Genomic DNA, 18,022 nt, shown 5'->3' with positions numbered 1-18,022 from the left:
GGAGAACCACAGCGTGTTTCAAAAAGTTGACGCCTACGCTGGCGACCCGATTCTTTCGCTTATGGAGCGTTTCAAAGAGGATTCGCGTAGCGACAAAGTGAATCTCAGCATCGGTCTGTATTACAACGAAGAGGGCATCATTCCTCAGCTTAAAGCCGTTGCCGAAGCGGAAGCCCGGATTAATGCACAGCCGCACGGCGCGTCGCTGTACCTGCCAATGGAAGGTCTCAATACCTATCGCCATACCATTGCGCCGTTGCTGTTTGGCGCCGATCATCCGGTTCTTCAGCAGCAACGCGTGGCGACAATTCAGACGCTGGGCGGTTCCGGCGCGCTGAAGGTAGGGGCGGATTTCCTGAAGCGTTATTTTCCTGAATCCGCCGTGTGGGTCAGTGACCCGACCTGGGAAAACCACATCGCAATTTTTGAAGGCGCTGGTTTCGAAGTAAGTACTTACCCCTGGTATGACAACGCCACTAACGGCGTGCGTTTCAACGACTTGCTGGCGACCCTCAACACCTTGCCTGCTCGCAGCATTGTGCTGCTGCATCCGTGCTGCCATAACCCGACCGGTGCTGATTTAACCCATTCGCAGTGGGACGCGGTTATTGAGATCCTGAAAGCGCGCGAGTTGATTCCGTTCCTCGACATTGCCTATCAGGGATTTGGCGCCGGTATGGAAGATGATGCCTACGCAATTCGCGCTATTGCCAGCGCCGGATTGCCCGCGCTGGTCAGTAACTCTTTCTCGAAGATCTTCTCGCTGTATGGCGAGCGTGTGGGCGGGCTTTCGGTGGTCTGTGAAGACGCTGAGGCCGCAGGCCGCGTGTTGGGTCAGCTCAAAGCCACCGTGCGCCGTAACTACTCCAGCCCGCCGAATTTTGGCGCGCAGGTGGTTGCCGCCGTACTGAACGATGAGGCGCTCAAAGCCAGCTGGCTGGCGGAAGTCGAAGCAATGCGCACGCGTATCCTGGCGATGCGTCAGGAACTGGTGAATGTCCTGAACGCCGAGATACCGGGCCGTAACTTTGATTATCTGCTGCAACAGCGCGGCATGTTCAGCTATACCGGCCTGAGCGCTGCACAGGTGGACCGTCTGCGTGATGAGTTCGGCGTCTACCTGATCGCCAGCGGACGCATGTGCGTGGCGGGTCTGAATTCCGGCAATGTCCAGCGCGTGGCGAAGGCGTTTGCTGCGGTGATGTAAGTAATTGTGTTGCCGGATGGCGGCGTTGCCTTATCCGCCTACAAAGCAGCCCGTAGGCCCGGTAAGCGGTAGCGCCACCGGGCGAGCAGCGCTGCCCCCTCCATTCATATGTGATCATCCTCTTTTTCTGTAACAAAACCGCAGAAAATTCTTCCTTTCACCTGCCGCTGGGGTTATGGTCAGAGAGTTTTTTGACCAGTCAATATAATTAAAAATCATAACTAACTGACTATTTAGGGAAAAATATGCGCAAGATAACCTTGGCCTTGAGCGCCTTTTGTTTACTTTTCACGTTAAATAATTCAGCAATCGCCCTGGCGTCCTCGCCGTCGCCGCTAAATCCTGGCACCAACGTCGCGAAACTCGCCGAGCAGTCTCCCATCCACTGGGTTTCTGTCGCGCAGATCGAAAATAGCCTGGCGGGTCGTCCTCCCATTGCTGTCGGGTTTGATATTGATGACACCGTGCTGTTTTCCAGCCCTGGCTTCTGGCGCGGCAAAAAAGTCTATTCGCCAGAAAGCGAGGATTATCTGAAAAATCCGGCATTCTGGGAGAAGATGAACAACGGCTGGGATGAGTTCAGCATTCCGAAAGAGGTGGCGCGTCTGCTTATTGATATGCACGTCCGGCGTGGCGACAGCATCTTTTTTGTCACGGGGCGGAGCCAGACGAAAACCGAAACCGTCTCGAAAACGCTGGCTGATGATTTCCACATTCCCGCAGCCAATATGAATCCTGTGATTTTTGCAGGCGACAAGCCGGGCCAGAACACCAAAACGCAGTGGCTACAGGAGAAAAATATCCGCATCTTCTACGGCGACTCCGACAATGACATTACGGCAGCCCGTGACGCGGGCATCCGTGGCATCCGCATCCTGCGCGCCTCCAACTCTACCTATAAACCGTTGCCGCAGGCCGGCGCGTTTGGGGAAGAGGTGATTGTGAACTCGGAATATTAAAACCGGCGGAACCTTTTGCCCCAGGACTGATAAAACGCATTAGCGTCGCCATCAGGCCTACAGTGGCATCATCCGGCAAGATTCTCAATCGCTGTTTTTTTGAACAAAATTGAGCTGCTGGCTTTTACCTTTGGCGGACTTGCTGCAAACTGAGTAAGAGACGTTCTCAGTGGGGCAATATGCTTAAAAGGGGAATAAGAAGATGACCAATTCGGAGTTACTGCAATATTGCATGGCAAAAACAGGCGCGGAACAGAGCGTTCACAGTGACTGGAAAGCCACACAAATCAAGGTTGAAGATGTGCTTTTTGCCATGGTGAAAGAGGTGGAAAATCGCCCGGCGGTATCTTTGAAAACCAGCCCTGAACTGGCGGAGTTGCTGCGCCAGCAACACAGCGATGTGCGACCAAGCCGACATCTTAATAAAGCGCACTGGAGCACCGTCTACCTGGACGGTTCGCTACCGGATTCGCAAATCTATTATCTGGTGGATGCCTCTTATCAACTGGCGGTAAGTACCCTGCCGGAGGACAAGCGTAAGCTGTTGGTGCAGCCGTGAGCCGTTTTGCCGGATGCGGCGCAAGCGCCTTATCGAGCCTACAAACTATTACGCATATTCTGTAGGCCCGATAAGCGCAGCGCCATCGGGCATTATTACAGCATTGGTTTGAGGAAACGGGCAGTATGTGATGCTTCACACTCTGCGACCGTCTCCGGCGTCCCGGAAACAAGAATTTCGCCGCCGCCGCTGCCGCCTTCCGGGCCGAGATCGACAATCCAGTCCGCCGTCTTAATGACGTCCAGGTTGTGCTCAATCACCACAATGGTGTTGCCCTGGTCGCGCAACTGGTGCAGCACGTCCAGCAGTTGCTGAATATCGGCAAAATGCAGACCGGTGGTCGGTTCATCCAGAATGTACAGCGTCTGCCCGGTGCCGCGTTTCGACAATTCACGCGCCAGCTTCACGCGCTGTGCTTCACCGCCGGAGAGCGTGGTGGCGGACTGACCGAGACGGATGTAGGTCAGACCCACGTCCATCAACGTTTGCAGCTTACGCGCCAGCGCCGGAACGGCGTCAAAAAATTCGCGCGCTTCTTCGATGGTCATATCCAGCACTTCGTGGATAGTCTTGCCCTTGTACTTAATCTCCAGCGTTTCGCGGTTATAGCGCTTGCCTTTGCACTGGTCGCACGGTACGTAAATATCCGGCAGGAAGTGCATTTCAACCTTGATGACGCCGTCGCCCTGACAGGCTTCGCAACGCCCGCCGCGCACGTTAAAGCTGAAACGTCCCGGCGTATAGCCGCGTGAGCGTGATTCCGGCACGCCAGCGAACAGCTCACGTACGGGCGTAAACACGCCGGTATACGTTGCCGGGTTAGAGCGCGGCGTACGGCCAATCGGACTCTGGTCGATGTCGATGACTTTATCGAAATGCTCCAGCCCCTGAATATCACGATACGGCGCAGGTTCCGCAATGGTCGCCCCGTTTAACTGGCGCTGGGCAATCGGGAACAGCGTGTCGTTGATAAGCGTGGACTTACCCGACCCGGATACGCCGGTAATACAGGTAAACAGGCCAACCGGCAGCGTCAGGGTGACGTCTTTCAGGTTGTTGCCGCGCGCGCCGGTCAGCTTCAGCACTTTCTCCGGGTTCGCGGGAACGCGCTGTTTCGGCACTTCAATCTTGCGTTTGCCGCTCATGTACTGGCCGGTGAGGGATTCCGGCACCGCCATAATCGCCTCCAGCGGCCCTTCGGCCACGACCTGACCGCCGTGTACGCCAGCGCCGGGGCCGATATCGATCACATGGTCGGCGGCGCGGATGGCGTCTTCGTCATGCTCCACCACAATCACGGTATTGCCGAGATTACGCAGGTGAATCAGCGTTCCCAGCAAACGTTCGTTATCGCGCTGATGGAGACCGATAGACGGTTCATCCAGCACATACATCACGCCTACCAGCCCCGCGCCAATCTGGCTGGCCAGACGGATACGCTGGGCTTCGCCGCCGGACAAGGTCTCTGCCGAACGGGACAGCGTCAGGTAGTTGAGGCCGACGTTTACCAGGAACTTGAGGCGGTCGCCAATCTCCTTGAGGATCTTCTCCGCAATCTTTGCACGCTGGCCTGCGAGCTTGAGATTGTTGAAGAAGTCCATCGCATGGCCGATGCTCATGTCGGAGATCGCAGGCAGCGGAGTATTCTCGACGAAGACATGACGTGCTTCACGGCGCAGACGCGTGCCTTCACAGCTGGCGCACGGACGGTTGCTGATGAATTTAGCTAACTCTTCACGTACCGCGCTGGACTCCGTCTCTTTGTAACGGCGCTCCATGTTGTGCAGCACGCCTTCGAACGGATGGCGACGCACGGAGGTGTCGCCACGATCGTTGATGTATTTGAACTCGATGCTCTCTTTGCCGGAACCGTACAGAACGACTTTATGCACGTTCTGACTCAGACTTCCCCACGGCGCTTCCACGTCGAACTTATAGTGTTCCGCCAGCGATTTCAGCATCTGGAAATAATAGAAGTTACGGCGATCCCAGCCGCGAATCGCGCCGCCAGCCAGAGAAAGCTCCGGGTTCTGGATCACGCGATCGGGATCGAAATATTGCTGTACGCCGAGGCCGTCGCAGGTCGGGCAGGCTCCCGCCGGGTTGTTAAACGAGAACAGACGCGGTTCCAGCTCGCGCATACTGTAGCCGCAAATTGGGCAGGCGAAGTTGGCGGAAAAGAGCAGCTCTTCCGCTTTCGTATCGTCCATATCCGCGACGATCGCGGTGCCGCCGGAGAGTTCCAGCGCGGTTTCAAAAGATTCCGCCAGGCGCTGGGACAGATCGCTACGGACTTTGAAACGATCGATCACGACCTCAATGGTGTGTTTCTTTTGCAGCTCCAGCTTCGGCGGATCGGAGAGATCGCAGACCTCGCCATCAATACGGGCGCGGATGTAGCCCTGGCTGGCCAGGTTTTCCAGCGTTTTGGCGTGCTCGCCTTTGCGCTCTTTAATAATGGGCGCCAGCAGCATCAGGCGTTTGCCTTCCGGCTGAGACAGCACGTTATCCACCATCTGGCTGACGGTTTGCGCCGCCAGCGGGACGTCATGATCCGGGCAGCGCGGTTCACCCACGCGGGCGAACAGCAGACGCAGATAGTCATGTATTTCGGTAATTGTACCTACCGTAGAGCGCGGGTTATGGGATGTCGATTTCTGCTCAATTGAGATAGCGGGCGATAGCCCCTCAATATGGTCGACATCTGGTTTTTCCATCAAAGACAGAAACTGACGCGCATACGCGGAAAGGGATTCAACGTAACGACGCTGCCCTTCGGCATACAAGGTGTCAAAAGCGAGCGAGGATTTGCCAGAACCCGAAAGCCCGGTGACGACAATCAGTTTGTCGCGCGGGATGACGAGGTTGATGTTTTTGAGATTATGGGTGCGGGCGCCCCGAACTTCGATCTTATCCATTCACCTTTCCCGGATTAAAACGCTTTTTCCCGGCCGCATGGCGCTACCGGCGATCACAAACGGTTAATTATGACACAACTCAACCTGAATGGATATACAGTATTGGAATGCAAAACACAGGCTACTGTGTAACAATGTCCGCCCAAGGTTGTTTACTGGAATCAGCCTCGCATCGTAGTAAAAACGCTATTGGTAATGCTACAATCGCGCGTTTACACTTATTCAGAAACGTTTTTCAGGAGACTCGATCATGGCCAGCAGAGGCGTAAACAAGGTGATTCTCGTCGGTAATCTGGGCCAGGACCCGGAAGTACGCTACATGCCAAATGGTGGCGCAGTTGCCAACATTACGCTGGCTACTTCCGAATCCTGGCGTGATAAGCAGACCGGTGAGATGAAAGAGCAGACGGAATGGCACCGCGTTGTGCTGTTCGGCAAACTGGCGGAAGTGGCCAGCGAATATCTGCGTAAAGGTTCTCAGGTTTACATTGAAGGTCAGCTGCGTACCCGTAAATGGACCGATCAGTCCGGTCAGGACAAATACACCACTGAAGTGGTGGTCAACGTTGGCGGCACCATGCAGATGCTGGGTGGCCGTCAGGGCGGCGGCGCTCCGGCTGGCGGCAATATGGGCGGCGGTCAGCAGCAGGGCGGTTGGGGTCAGCCTCAGCAACCGCAGGGCGGCAACCAGTTCAGCGGCGGCGCGCAGTCCCGTCCGCAGCAACAATCCGCTCCGGCACCGTCTAACGAACCGCCAATGGATTTCGACGACGACATCCCGTTCTGATGAATTAAAAAAGCTCCCTTTTCGGGAGCTTTTTTTGGGGCTGAAATAGCGTGCAATTAAATAGCAGGCTTGTCAGTTTTGTCACCGGACGTAAATATATCTACAGACTTTATGGGTTATTTCCTTTCTTGCTTATGATCAAAAAATACAGGGTATTATTGATTATTATTCCCCCGTTATTTTGGTCAAATGAATGCTGAATCTTGCCAGGTCTTTTCAGGGATATGTGATTGACCTGTCAGCTAACTTAAGGAAATCATCATGAATAAAGTCATTTTAATGCCCGTTGATATTCTGGCGATGGATCTCTCTGACAAAGCCATTGCCTACGCTGATCATATGGTGGACAAAGAAAACGGCGTGATCCATCTGCTGCATGTTTTCCCTAAACTGGGTACCTCCCCAATGCGTGGTTTTGCCTCGGATATCAGAAAATACGAGGAATACATGACGAATGACGCGCAAGAAAAAATGCTTAACCTTGCGAGAAAATTCAAAACGCCGTTGGAGAATATTCGTTTTGAAGTCCGTCATGGCAATATTCGTGATGAAGTAAATAACGCGGTAGAAGCGCATAACGCCGAGATGATTATCATCGGTTCGCGCAAGCCGGGTATTGCAACGCATTTGCTCGGTTCGGCTGCGGCGAATATTTTGCGATACGCGAAAATTCCGGTGATGGTCATTCGTTAATCTGCCATGCCCGGTGGCGCTTTGCTTACCGGGCCTACAAAATGCCTCCCCCATCGGCAAAAAAAAGCCTCCGCTACGGGAGGCTTTTTGCTTCGCGGTGAACCGCCGGCTATTTCCGGCGGAATTTACGGGTGAGCGGTTTCTCTATCTCCACAATGCAGAACAGCACTGCGCCGATAGCGAAGGTTATGCCCCAGTAACGCAGCGGCAGCGCTTCTGTGCCAAACAGCATCTGCATGAAAGGCATATAGATAATCGCTAGCTGTAACAGCAACAGAATGCCGCTGACCATCCAGATGCCTTTATTCATCAGCAGCCCGCGTCCCAGCGAGAAACCATCCGAAACCCGGCAGTTGAGCATATATACCCACTGTGCGGTGACCAGCGTCTGCAACAGCACGGTACGGATAAACTCCGGGCTGTGGCCGCGAGGCTGCAACCAGGCTTCCAGCGCAAAGGCGCAGGCCGCAATTAACGTTCCGACAAAACCGACGCGCCAGATAGCAAAGGCATCCATGACGTTCTCATTACTCTGGCGTGGCGGGCGTCGCATGATGTTGCGCTCACCGGCTTCAAATGCCAGCCCGAACGACAGCGTGGCGGAGGTCGCCATGTTCATCCACAGAATCAGTACCGGCGTGAGCGGGATCAGGTTCCCAGCCAACAGGGCAATGATGATCAGCAGACCCTGTGCCAGGTTGGTGGGCATGATGAACAGAATCGTTTTCTTCAGGTTGTCGTAAACGCGACGCCCCTCCTGCACGGCGCTGGCGATGGTGGCGAAGTTGTCGTCCGTCAGTACCATGTCAGCGGCTTCTTTTGTCACTTCCGTGCCTTTGATGCCCATCGCGATGCCGACGTCCGCCTGCTTCAGCGCGGGGGCGTCGTTGACTCCGTCGCCGGTCATACCGACAATCTCGCCTTTGTTTTGCAGCGCCTTCACCAGACGCAGTTTATGTTCGGGGCTGGTGCGGGCAAAGATGTCGTAGGTGACAGCGGCTTCGGCTAATGCCGCATCGTCCATCTGCTCCAGTTCGTAGCCCGTTACCGCGTGGGTGCTGTTATGAATCCCCAGCATGCCACCGATACTCATGGCCGTTTGCGGGTGATCGCCGGTGATCATCTTCACGCGAATCCCCGCCTGCTGGCAGGCCTGGATTGCGTCAATGGCCTCTGGACGCGGCGGGTCCATCATGCCTGCGATGCCCAGGAAGATCAGGCCGTCATTCAGGCACTCATGGGTGAGAGAGGCGGCTTCTGCACGCCCTGGCTTCCAGGCTGCCGCAACCATGCGCAGACCTTCTTTCGCATAGCGCGCGATCTCCGCTTCCCAGTGATTTTGCGTAAAGGCTTCAGTACCGGTAGCGGTTTGCTGTAGCTGGCACAGTTTAAACAACACATCTGGCGCGCCGGTCACCAGTACGCGCTCTTCATTTCCAATGCGATGGTGCGTCGCCATGTATTTGTACTGCGAATCGAACGGGATTTTGCTGCGCAGTTCAGTTTCAATGGCGGGAAGGCGCGCTTTTGCCGCCAGCACTTTTAAGGCCCCTTCCGTTGGCCCGCCGGTGATGCCCCAGTGACCGTTTTCGTCCTGAATCAATTGGCTGTCATTACACAGGTCGATAGTGCGAAGGTAGTTCTCCAGCAGGCTGCCGGGCAGGATCTCTACCGCAGCGTCGCTCTCCTCAGTATGGATCTCGCCCATTGGCTCATAGCTGTTGCCCTGAACGCGGTAATTTTTGTCCGCCGTAATAATGGCTTTTACCGTCATCTCATTCATGGTCAGGGTGCCCGTTTTATCGGAACAGATCACGGACATCGCACCCAGCGTCTCGACCGTCGGCAGCTTGCGGATAATGGCGTGTTTGCGGGCCATCGTCTGTACGCCGAGCGACAGAATAATCGAGATGATCGCGGGCAGCCCTTCCGGTACGGCCGCGACGGCAAGGCTAATCAGAGAAAGCAGCAGTTCGCCCATCGGCATATCGCGCAGCAGCAGACTGAACACAAATAGTCCTGCCATCATGGCGACGATAATGGCGAAAATGGCTTTGCCGAGTTTATCCATCTGAACCAGCAGCGGGGTACGGTGCTTCTCAATGCCCGTCATCATCTGGTTGATGTGGCCGAGTTCAGTCTCTTCACCAGTGGCGATAACCACGCCCAGCCCGGCGCCTGCACTGATGGTGGTGCCGGAGAACAGCAGATTTTTACGATCGCCTAACGGCAGTTCGCCGGTAAGGGTGTCGGCTGTTTTATCGACAACGGTGGACTCGCCCGTCAGGATGGCCTCTTCAACCCGCAGGTTATGGGCTTCCATAACGCGAAGATCTGCCGGGATGCGATCGCCTGCGCGCAGCACGACGATATCGCCCACCACCAGTTCGGTTGTGGGGACGGTTTCATGTTGACCGTTGCGGATCGCGACCGCTGAGTTCGACAGCATATTGCGGATGCTTTTCAGCGACTTTTCCGCGTTATTTTCCTGAATGTGGCCAATCAGCGCGTTGATAACGGCAACACCCAAAATGACGGCCGTATCCACCCAATGACCCATGACCGCAGTCAGCACCGCCGCAGCGATCAGGACATAAATCAGAACATCGTGGAAATGCGCCAGGAAGCGTAACCATGCCGGTTTGCCTGCTTTTTCTGGCAGCGCGTTAGGCCCATGCTGCGCGAGGCGCGCGCTGGCTTCATTTTGCGTCAGCCCGGAAGGCTGACTCTGCTTTTTTTCAAGTACCTCGTTAACAGATTGCTGGTACGGTTTTTTTTCAACGCATGGCGCAGAATGGAGACGATTTTTATTCGGCATTCTGGTCAATTTAAAATTCCTCGAAGTATAAAATGCATAATGTTTTGAATCGCGCTTATACTATTAAAATAAAGAGTCTGAATTATTGACATTAATCAATGGCGTTTCGTTAAAGATTATTTTATCTTGATGGTTAGATAACGCTTGTAGCGTATATTTTCAGTGTTTTGATGGAAGTGTAAATTTAGTAAAGGAGGTAATTATGTTAGGAATATATAGCGGTAGTCGATTGATGTTACTGGTTATTTTTGCAATTATCATCGCGGTAATTAGCGGGATTTCAACCTACGCCTTCGTTAAATATCTGGGTTGAAAAACACTAAATATAGTGTTCCTTACATAACTTTTAAATATTTAAAGTTAATGACAGAGAATAAAAATAAAGGGCATAAGAATATATTTTTGATGAGCAGTCTGACAGGATGAACAGACTGCTCTGGACAGGTAAAAATATGGCTAGCAGACTAACGAATAATACACATTGGTTTTCCTGTCAGCGGTTCAGGGTGAATTTCCGCATCAACCTGAAATACCTTGCGTAATAATTTTGGTTGCATAACATCAACAGGTTGCCCTTGCGCAATCACATTCCCCTGCGCCAGCACGACAAGATGATCGCAATAGCGACTTGCCTGATTCAGGTCGTGCAGTACCGTCACGACCGTTTTTCCCGCCTGTTTTAGCATCTGCATGAGCGCCATCAACTCCACCTGATGATTAATGTCGAGCCAGGTGGTGGGTTCATCCAGTAATACAATGGGCGTATCCTGCGCTAACACCATCGCCAGAAACACGCGCTGCCGCTGACCGCCGGACAGCTCCGTCAGCCGCCTGTCTGCCAGCGCGTCAGTGTGCGTCTGCGCCATTGCCCGGTTGACATGCTGATGGTCGTCGCGAGAAAGCCGCCCCCACAGCGGCAGCCACGGGCTGCGGCCATAGCTGACCAGTTCCCGCACGGTGATCCCTTCCGGCGTCATGTGCTGTTGCGGCAGTAGCGCCAGGTGACGCGAAAGCGCGCGGGGTGAGAATGCCGACAGCGGCTTACCCGCAATGTGCAAGGTGCCGGATTGCGGTATGAGCAGGCGGGCAAGGCATTTCAGCAGCGTCGATTTGCCGCAGCCATTAGGCCCCAGTAATGCGGTGATCTGCCCGGCGGGTAGCGTAACCGACAGGCCGTCAAGAATGCGTTTATCACCGTATCCGGCAGTCAGGTTTTCACATCTGATATCCATCTAGCGCATCCTCACAAGCAACCAGATAAACCACGGCGCGCCGATAATGGCGGTGAGCATGCCTGCCGGAAGCTCCGTGGGAGGGTTAATGATCCTTGCCAGCAAATCGGCCAGCGTTAAGACAAATGCGCCGATTAGCGCAGCGCCGGGCAGCAGCCAGTGATGGCGCCCTCCCAGCAGGCGTCGGGTCAGGTGGGGCACGACCAGGCTGACGAAAGCTATCGGCCCGCAAACTGCCACGCTGGTGGCTGCCAGCGCGACGGCGAGGAGCAATCCCAGGCGCTGCGCCCGCCTGACCGGGACGCCGAGCGTGCTGGCGCGATCATCGCCCAGCGCCAGCAGATCCAGATCGCGGCAAAACCAGGCGCTGAGTGGAATAAGCGCCAGCATTATCGGCAGCGCCACATACACAAACGACCAGCCGCGTCCCCATAAACTGCCGGTCAGCCACAGCAGCGCGTTGTTAACGTCCTGCGGGCGGGAGAGCATCAGGTAATCCGTCAGGCTGGCCCAGGTTGCCGACAACGCCACGCCGATTAACGCCAGACGTAGGGGGGAGGAGCGACCCGCAATCGCACGCAGCAAGATCAGCGCACAAAGCCCGCCCACAAATGCCAGCAGCGGCAGCCAGACGACCGACAGCGATGGCAGCAGCATGAGTGCGCTTACCGTCGCCAGACTGGCGGCATGGTTCACCCCTAAAATATCCGGCGAGGCCAGCGGATTACGCACGATGCCCTGCACCAGTACGCCGGAAATTGCCAGGGCAGCGCCGACGAATATCGCCAGCAGCAGTCGCGGCAGACGATACTGAGTCAGAACATAGTGGTGCTCGTGATCGGTATGCCAGCCATCGATCAGCGCGGACCAGGGCAGAGGAACCACGCCCAGACGCAATGACAGCAGCGCGGTGATACTCAGCAGGAGCAGCGTGATGAGCAGAATAAAGGCTTTCATCCACGCCTCCTTGCCAGCCAGACAAAACACGGCGCGCCAATCAGCGCCAGCACTGCGCCTGCCGGAAGCTCGCCCGGCCAGGCCAGCGCTCGCGCCAGAATATCTGCCAGCAGCATAAACGTTGCGCCCATCAGCAGGCTCATCGGCAGCAACTTACGCTGGTCGTGACCCGACCACGCCCTGGCCAGATGCGGCATTAACAGGCCGATAAACGCCACCGGCCCCGCCACGCTGACGCAGGCGCCGACCAGCACCAGCACGCCGATATTGACGGTAAGCCGCAGCCGAAACAGGTTTACGCCGAGCGTGTGTGCAGCGACATCGCTGACGTTGAGCAGATTAAGGGCGTTCGCCAGCAGCAGCATGACGGGAATAATCACCAGAACAAAAGGAAAGAGCTGCCAGAACTCGGCCCAGCGCACATGGGCAATACCGCCCGCCAGCCATGAAAAAATGCCGTAAGCGTGGTCTTCCGCCAATAGCAGCGTGATGCGGGTCAGCGCCATACACAGCGCGGAGAGCGCGATTCCGGCGAGAATCAGTTTGTTGCGGTCTGGCTCCTGTCGCCAGCCGCCGCCAGCCAGCATCACCAGAAGCCAGGCGAGGCCTCCGCCTGCGGCGGCGATAAACGCGATGGAATACCCGCTGAGCAGCATGGGGCTGAATGCGCTGGTTAACGCTATCGCCAGTGCCGCACCGCTGTTAATGCCGGTCAGAGAAGGGGAGGCCAGCGGGTTATGGGTCAGGGTTTGCAGCAATGTTCCCGCCAGGGCAAGGCTGGCGCCAATCAGCAATGCCACCAGGCTGCGCGGCAGACGTAAATTACGCACCAACGCCTCCGAAAGCGGAGGCGTTGAAGAAGGAAACAGGGCATGCAGAGCACTGACGGGTGAAATCGGGATCGCCGAGTAGCAGAACAGGCTCAGCCAGAACGCCGCCAGGAGCGCCAGTACGGGCGCTCCCCAAATGATCAATGTCCTCATTGCGTGGTATCAGGCATCTGGTGATGAAAGATTTTCACCGTATCGCCGGCAATGCGTTCCGCAGCGAAAATCCCGCGCATCCGCGCCCAGCTATTGCTATCGACGGCGGCAACCTGGTGGTGTTGCGACGCCTGGAGCATGGACCACAACGTATCCTGCTGCCAGCGTTTAACGATGCTCTCCTGGCGGTAGTGCGCGACAATCAGCCACTGCGGATCGAGCGCCAGTAGCCGCTCCAGATTAATCGTGGTCATTGGCGCAGAGTTGATTGCCTCCGGCACGCGCAGACCCAGCGCGGCGAGCACGCCGCCCGTATACGATTCGCGGCTGTGCAGATTAAACTGCTGTTCGCGTGAGGTGCCGAATACCACGCTGGCCCCTTTCGGCAAGTGGGCGGCAAACGCGCGCATACGTTCCCGATGCAACGTCAGCCGTTTTTGCATTTCAGCATCTTTACCTGATACTTTCCCGATGATCGCGGCGGATTGCAGATTTTCAGCGTACGTTTCATTGCGGGATTTGAGCAACAACACGGGGGCGATCTCTTGCAGCGCGGCGTAAATCCCTGCGTGGCGGCTGCTGTCAGCGATAATCAGGTCAGGTTTTAGCGCGCCGATCGCCTCAAGGCTCGGCTGAGCGCGGGTGCCGACGGACTGCCATTGCCCGATAATCTGACGCACTTCCGGCAGCAGACGCGTGGGATCGTTGTCATCGGCGATCCCCACCGGACTGACGTTCACCGCCGCCAGCGCATCGGCAAACGACAGTTCCAGTACGACAATCCGTTGCGGCGTTTTATTCAGGGTAAAGGCGCCGTGTTCATCCTGCACCGTCACGGCAAAAACCGGCGCTGCCAGGACGATCAGGCTGAAAAAATAAACGCGAATAAAAGCAAACATAGTCAACTCCGGTTGCCGGATGGCGTTGCGCTTACCTGGCCTACGTCACTCTGTAGGCCGGGTAAGGCATTTACGCCGCCACCCGGCAACAAATGAACAATCAGAACTTCAGTGACCCTTGCAGGTACAGCGTTCGCGGCTGTCCGGCATAGATGCCTTTGTTGTTGTCGTCATACGAGCGGGTGTAATACTCATGGTCGAAGATATTCTTTACGCCAAACGCGAGGTTCAGGTTGGCCATCTCGGGGCCGAAGTCATACGCCACGCGCGCGCCCCACAACATGTAACCCGGAATACGCCCGGTGCTGCCGTCCGCGCTCTCTTTCACAGTATTGGCGTTGTCGGCAAACTGGCTGGACTGGAAATCGCTGTTCAGGTTGAACGTCCAGTTGCCGGGTTTGTAATCCACGCCCAGCGTTCCTTTATGCTTCGGTGAGAACGGCACCTGATTGCCGTAAGTGTCGCCTTTTTCGCGAATTTCGGCGTTAACGTACGCGTAGTTAGCGTAAACGGCGACATTTTCCAGCGTGGGCGTCATATCGCCGAGATCGTAACGTACCTGCGTTTCCAGCCCGGTATGACGGGTTTTGCCACGGGCGGTAACCGTATCGTTAGTCTGGTTGGAGTCGTACTGATTATTAAAGTTAATCAGGAACAGCCCCATTTCCGCCGTCAGCGCGCCGTTGTCGAATCGGGTTCCGACTTCCCAGGTTCGCGCTTTTTCCGGTTCCACATTGCCGCTTTGCACAGCCTTGCCAATTTGACTGTACTGTACGGTGCCGAACGAGCCTTCAGTGTTGGCATAAAGATTCCAGCTGCCAGTGAGGTGGTAGAGGACGTTAAGCGCCGGAAGCGGGGCGTTGTAGCTCACCTCTTCGTGCGTACCTTTAACGTTGTTGTCCTGGTAGGATTCAATGTGCTCAAAACGCATACCTGGCGTAATGGTCCAGTTGCCGATATCAATTTTGTCATCGAGATACCAGGCGTGAGCTTCGGTCCCTGAACGCGTATCACGGTCATAAGGGCTGGATGTTGACGGCAACTGACCGCTGGTGGTTGCGGTGTAGTAACGCATTTCATGCGTGGATTCATTGACATAGCGATAGCCTACGCCGACTTCATGCGCAGACGGGCCAATCATAAAGCTCTGGCTGTAGCGCGGTTCAATGCCGCGAACCCAGTAGTAGCGCGGTGAGAGCGTAATGCGTTTTCCTTGCTCTAAATAACCGCTGCGCAGGGTGCGGGTGTAGAAACCCTGAATATTGAATTTGTGCTGGCTGTCGGGCTGGTATTGATATCCCAGACTGGCAAGCTGGCGGCGGCCCCAGAAGCTGTCATACGGGCGCGTGGACTGCCAGCGATCGGCGTCGTAGTCGGCGCGGGACAGGCCGCCGGGCATATCGGCGTGACCGTCATAGTATTGCAGCAGGCTATTGAAGGTGTGTACCTCGTCAGGCGCGTATTTGCTTTTCAGCATCACGTCGTCGATACGGGTGTTGCTGTGTTCGCGCCAGTCGCTGCCGCGCGTGCCGGAGTAGAGCAGGGCCGTGCCGAAACCGTTATCCGCCGTTCCGCCTACCATCAGGTTGTGCGTCTCTTTTGGATTGTTTTGCGACGAGGTGGGGCTGAGTTGCCCTTCAACGCCGGCTTCAATACCGAAATCCTGCGGAATCGCGCGGGTCACGAAGTTCACCACACCACCCACGCTTTGCGGCCCATAGCGCACCGCGCCGCCGCCGCGCACCACGTCAACGGCATCCATATTGCCCAGAGAGACCGGCGCGAGCGACAGCTGCGGCTGACCGTATGGCGCAAAAGGCACGGGGATGCCGTCCATCAATACCGTCGAGCGGCTGGCCAGGCGTGGGTTAAGACCGCGAATACCGAAGTTCATTGCCAGGTCATGGCTGCCGGTGCCGTTGTTTTCCGGGGCGTTGACGCCGGGGATACGGTTCAGCGCTTCGCGCATGGTCGTCGCGCCGGTTTTGGTGAAATCATCCCGACGGATAACGTCACGCGCGCCGGCATGTTCGAACACGTCGTTTTCCCGGGCTTCACCCAGCCAGTCGCCGACTACGGTCAACGAGTCCTCGCTGGCAACCGGGGCGGCTTCCAGCGTCCAGGTGTTATCGCCTAACGATTTTTCCTGTAGGCCGCTCCCCTTTAGCAGCGTGCGCAGGCCATCTTCAAGCGCGTAGTCGCCGTGCAGTCCGTCGCTGTGTTTGCCCCGCGTGAGCGAAGCATCCACTGACATAATAATGCCGCTGCGGGCAGCGTATTGATTAAGTGCTTTGTCTAAATCTCCGGCGGCAATATCGAACTGCGTGGCAAATGCAGGCAGTGAAGCCAGTCCGGCAAGCGGAAGCAGGCTTAAACGAATCGCCATCACCAGAGGTGCTGTGTTATGAAAGGCCATCACGTCTCCATCATCATTTCTTTATTTGTATTCAGTTATGAAGTCGAACGAGCGGGGCAAAAGGGACAATAAAAATGATAATTTTTTTCGTTATCGTTTAAATGGCGGGAGACAGCGTGACCCAGTAGCGCGTAACAAAATGAATTTTCACAGGAAGCGTTTTCGCGATCGCATTCAGTACGGCATCGGTGTTGCCGAGCGGGAACGTCCCTGTCAGGCGTAATCCGGCAACGGCCGGGTCGCAACGCAGTATGCCGTGTCGGTAGCGCGAGAGCGTGGCGATGACGTCGCCTAGAGGTTTGTCGCTGAAACTTAACACGCCCTGCGTCCAGCTTGCAGACTCGTCATTCAATGATGCGACGTCGCCAAACTGCGAGGCGCTGAAGCGCACCGTTTCACCTTGCTGAATAACCCGTTTTTGTTGCGGATCTCCGGCGAGAATCGCTTCGACGGCATGTTGGCGGACGCTAAGGACGGTTTCATCGCCGTCCTGGCGCACGGTAAATTCCGTACCCAATGCGGTGAGCTGGCCCTGGCGCGTCTGTACACGAAACGGGCGTTGCAGCGCGTCTTTACCGGTGGTAATGGCGATCTCGCCGTACCAGAGCTGGATCTGGCGCTGGCTACCGTCAAATCGCACGTTAACCGCGCTGTCGGTATTCAGCGAAAGCAACGTGCCATCCTCCAGCGTCTGCTGGCGAGTCTGCCCCCGGGCGGTACGATAATCAGCACGCAGGCCTTCGCCCAACTCCGATCGCCAGAGCTGCCAGCTGCCGCCCGCGCAGACCAGCAACAGCAACCCTTTCAGTACGTGGCGACGCGTCAGGCGGCTGTCTTTCAGTGTGTGGCTGGCGAGTTTGCCGGGGACGCTGCTCATCTGGCAGCGCAGGTTTTCGACCTGCTGCCAGGCCCATTGATTATCCTGATCTTGTTCATACCACTGCTGCCAGCGCGCTTCCTGCTGGGGGCTCACGCGCTCCCCGCTTAAAACGGCATACCAGTGTGAGGCTGAACGTAGCGCCTGGCGGCGGGCATCGGTGAGGGAGGTTTTCACAGGCCATGCTCCAGGCGGAACAGCAGGCAGTGTTCCGTGGCTTTCGCGACGTACTTTTTCACCGAGCTGACGGAAACATTCAGACGTTGCGCGATGGCGCTGTAGGTCAGCCCGTCAAGCTGAGAAAGCAGGAAGGCCGTTCTCGCTTTGGCGCTCAACCCGTCCAGCATCCTGTCGACAAGTTGCAGCGTTTCGAGATGTGACTGCTTTTCTTCAGCGGAAGGCGCCAGCGTTTCGGGTAACTGCGCAAGCATCTCCAGATACGCTTTTTCCAGCGCATTGCGGCGGAAAAGGTCGATCATCACCCGTTTGGCGACGGTGCAGAGAAACGACTTTGGGTCGCGAATCGCCGTCAGAGATTCACCGTTAATAATACGCAGGAAGGTGTCCTGGGCGACGTCGTCGGCGTCGAACGCCGACTGTAACTTTCGCGCCAGCCAGTGCGTCAGCCAGCCGTGATGCGCGCGATACAGCGATTCAAACGTTAAAGGAGCGCACTGAACTGGAGTCGGCATAGCGGAAAAGTATCAAAAGTTAATC

General features: G+C 56.1%; 14 protein-coding genes. 5 read left to right on the top strand and 9 right to left on the bottom strand.

Annotated elements, in window-relative coordinates:
• Window positions 1–13 precede the first annotated feature (13 nt).
• The 3 genes from tyrB to FD428_RS19995 all read left to right on the top strand — a co-directional run bounded on the left by tyrB (window position 14) and on the right by FD428_RS19995 (window position 2,725).
• A complete protein-coding gene (gene tyrB / locus FD428_RS20005; RefSeq protein WP_071257673.1) occupies window positions 14–1,207 on the top strand; it encodes an aromatic amino acid transaminase in 1,194 nt (397 codons plus the stop codon).
• A gap of 245 nt (window positions 1,208–1,452) precedes the next feature.
• Window positions 1,453–2,166 carry an acid phosphatase AphA gene (gene aphA, locus FD428_RS20000; RefSeq protein WP_012134616.1) on the top strand — a complete coding sequence of 238 codons (714 nt, stop codon included), beginning with the start codon at window positions 1,453–1,455 and terminating at the stop codon, window positions 2,164–2,166.
• 202 nt (window positions 2,167–2,368) lie between these two features.
• Window positions 2,369–2,725 carry an MmcQ/YjbR family DNA-binding protein gene (locus FD428_RS19995; RefSeq protein ID WP_012134615.1) on the top strand — a complete coding sequence of 119 codons (357 nt, stop codon included), beginning with the start codon at window positions 2,369–2,371 and terminating at the stop codon, window positions 2,723–2,725.
• A 95-nt stretch (window positions 2,726–2,820) separates the two neighbouring features.
• Here FD428_RS19995 and uvrA read toward each other — a convergent pair whose 3' ends face one another.
• Window positions 2,821–5,643, bottom strand: a complete 2,823-nt coding sequence (uvrA, locus tag FD428_RS19990; RefSeq protein WP_012134614.1) for an excinuclease ABC subunit UvrA — start codon at window positions 5,641–5,643, stop codon at window positions 2,821–2,823.
• Window positions 5,644–5,893: 250 nt separating this feature from the next.
• Here uvrA and ssb1 point away from each other — a divergent pair, with 250 nt between their 5' ends.
• A complete protein-coding gene (gene ssb1 / locus FD428_RS19980) occupies window positions 5,894–6,430 on the top strand; it encodes a single-stranded DNA-binding protein SSB1 (RefSeq protein ID WP_047459655.1) in 537 nt (178 codons plus the stop codon).
• 261 nt (window positions 6,431–6,691) lie between these two features.
• The gene (locus FD428_RS19975; protein ID WP_012134612.1) at window positions 6,692–7,123 is read left to right on the top strand and encodes a universal stress protein; all 432 of its coding nucleotides are present in this window, start codon (window positions 6,692–6,694) and stop codon (window positions 7,121–7,123) included.
• Between the two features lie 109 nt (window positions 7,124–7,232).
• Here the strand turns inward: FD428_RS19975 and FD428_RS19970 are convergent, their stop codons facing one another.
• The 8 genes from FD428_RS19970 to fecI all read right to left on the bottom strand — a co-directional run bounded on the left by FD428_RS19970 (window position 7,233) and on the right by fecI (window position 17,997).
• On the bottom strand, window positions 7,233–9,950 hold the full coding sequence (locus FD428_RS19970) for a cation-transporting P-type ATPase (RefSeq protein ID WP_371417114.1): 2,718 nt from the start codon (window positions 9,948–9,950) through the stop codon (window positions 7,233–7,235).
• A 455-nt stretch (window positions 9,951–10,405) separates the two neighbouring features.
• The gene (fecE, locus tag FD428_RS19965; protein ID WP_112001355.1) at window positions 10,406–11,173 is read right to left on the bottom strand and encodes a Fe(3+) dicitrate ABC transporter ATP-binding protein FecE; all 768 of its coding nucleotides are present in this window, start codon (window positions 11,171–11,173) and stop codon (window positions 10,406–10,408) included.
• Complete coding sequence (gene fecD / locus FD428_RS19960) at window positions 11,174–12,130, bottom strand: Fe(3+) dicitrate ABC transporter permease subunit FecD (protein ID WP_114848702.1); 957 nt, start codon at window positions 12,128–12,130, stop codon at window positions 11,174–11,176. It lies immediately after the preceding gene.
• On the bottom strand, window positions 12,127–13,113 hold the full coding sequence (gene fecC / locus FD428_RS19955; protein ID WP_114848701.1) for an iron-dicitrate ABC transporter permease FecC: 987 nt from the start codon (window positions 13,111–13,113) through the stop codon (window positions 12,127–12,129). The genes fecD and fecC overlap by 4 nt, the downstream gene beginning before the upstream one ends.
• Window positions 13,110–14,012, bottom strand: a complete 903-nt coding sequence (locus FD428_RS19950) for a Fe(3+) dicitrate ABC transporter substrate-binding protein FecB (RefSeq protein ID WP_111925710.1) — start codon at window positions 14,010–14,012, stop codon at window positions 13,110–13,112. Before FD428_RS19950 ends, fecC begins: the two co-directional genes overlap by 4 nt.
• A 100-nt stretch (window positions 14,013–14,112) precedes the next feature.
• Window positions 14,113–16,428 carry a TonB-dependent Fe(3+) dicitrate receptor FecA gene (gene fecA, locus FD428_RS19945; RefSeq protein WP_114848700.1) on the bottom strand — a complete coding sequence of 772 codons (2,316 nt, stop codon included), beginning with the start codon at window positions 16,426–16,428 and terminating at the stop codon, window positions 14,113–14,115.
• 97 nt (window positions 16,429–16,525) lie between these two features.
• Window positions 16,526–17,482 carry a ferric citrate uptake sigma factor regulator FecR gene (gene fecR / locus FD428_RS19940; protein ID WP_114848699.1) on the bottom strand — a complete coding sequence of 319 codons (957 nt, stop codon included), beginning with the start codon at window positions 17,480–17,482 and terminating at the stop codon, window positions 16,526–16,528.
• Window positions 17,479–17,997: a ferric citrate uptake sigma factor FecI gene (gene fecI / locus FD428_RS19935; protein ID WP_114848698.1), complete on the bottom strand. Its 519-nt coding sequence runs from the start codon at window positions 17,995–17,997 to the stop codon at window positions 17,479–17,481. The genes fecR and fecI overlap by 4 nt, the downstream gene beginning before the upstream one ends.
• Window positions 17,998–18,022 lie beyond the last annotated feature (25 nt).

The sequence above is a fragment of the Citrobacter sp. TBCP-5362 genome, from assembly GCF_005406305.1.
GTDB lineage: Bacteria > Pseudomonadota > Gammaproteobacteria > Enterobacterales > Enterobacteriaceae > Citrobacter_B > Citrobacter_B koseri.
The sequence above is the reverse complement of the archived record's forward strand: the minus strand, read 5'-3'. Positions and strand labels throughout refer to the sequence as shown.